Genomic DNA, 1,188 nt, shown 5'->3' on the forward strand with positions numbered 1-1,188 from the left:
ACCATGTCGAAGGCGAAGTTTGAGCGGAACAAGCCGCACTGCAACATCGGGACGATCGGCCACGTGGACCATGGCAAGACGTCGCTGACGGCGGCGATCACGAAGATCCTGGCGAAGACGGGTGGTGCGACGTTCACGGCGTACGACCAGATCGACAAGGCGCCGGAGGAGCGCGAGCGCGGCATCACGATCTCGACGGCGCATGTCGAGTACGAGACGACGAACCGCCACTACGCCCACGTCGACTGCCCGGGCCATGCCGACTACGTGAAGAACATGATCACGGGTGCGGCGCAGATGGACGGGGCGATCCTGGTCGTGTCGGCGGCCGACGGCCCGATGCCGCAGACCCGCGAGCACATCCTGCTGGCCCGCCAGGTCGGCGTTCCGGCGCTGGTCGTGTACATGAACAAGGTCGACATGGTTGACGACCCGGAGCTGTTGGACCTGGTCGAGCTCGAGGTTCGTGAGCTTCTGAAGAGCTACCAGTTCCCGGGCGACGACATTCCGGTGGTGCGTGGCTCGGCGCTGATGGCGCTCGAGGACAAGAACCCTGAGCAGGGCGAGCAGTCGATCCTGAAGCTGATGGAAGAGGTCGACCGCTACATCCCGCAGCCGACGCGCGACAAGGACAAGCCGTTCCTGATGCCGATCGAGGACGTGTTCTCGATCTCGGGGCGCGGCACGGTTGTGACGGGCCGCGTCGAGCGGGGCATTGTGAAGGTCGGCGAGGAAATCGAGATCGTGGGCCTGAAGGCCACGACCAAGACCGTGGTGACGGGCGTCGAGATGTTCCGCAAGCTCTTGGACCAGGGCGAGGCAGGCGACAACATCGGCGCGCTGCTGCGCGGCGTTGGCCGTGAGGACGTGGAGCGCGGCCAGGTCCTGGCCAAGCCGGGCTCGATCACGCCGCACACGAACTTCGAGGCCGAGGCCTACATCCTGACCAAGGAGGAGGGAGGCCGCCACACGCCGTTCTTCACGAACTACCGTCCGCAGTTCTACTTCCGGACGACGGACGTGACCGGTGTGGTGTCGCTGCCCGAGGGCACGGAGATGGTGATGCCGGGCGACAACGCCCGCATGGTGGTCGAGCTGATCCAGCCGATCGCCATGGACGAGGGCCTGCGCTTCGCCATCCGCGAGGGCGGCCGTACCGTCGGCGCCGGCGTCGTCACCAAAATCGTC

Annotated in this window: 1 protein-coding gene; it reads left to right on the forward strand. The window is 65.9% G+C overall.

What is annotated here, in order from left to right; all coding sequences use genetic code 11:
- Nucleotides 1-3: 3 nt before the first annotated feature.
- Nucleotides 4-1,188, forward strand: a 1,185-nt coding sequence (gene tuf / locus RSO01_RS46800; protein WP_147157480.1) for an elongation factor Tu, incomplete at its 3' end; no start/stop codon positions are given.

This window comes from Reyranella soli (assembly GCF_007992495.1).
In the GTDB taxonomy this organism is placed as follows: domain Bacteria; phylum Pseudomonadota; class Alphaproteobacteria; order Reyranellales; family Reyranellaceae; genus Reyranella; species Reyranella soli.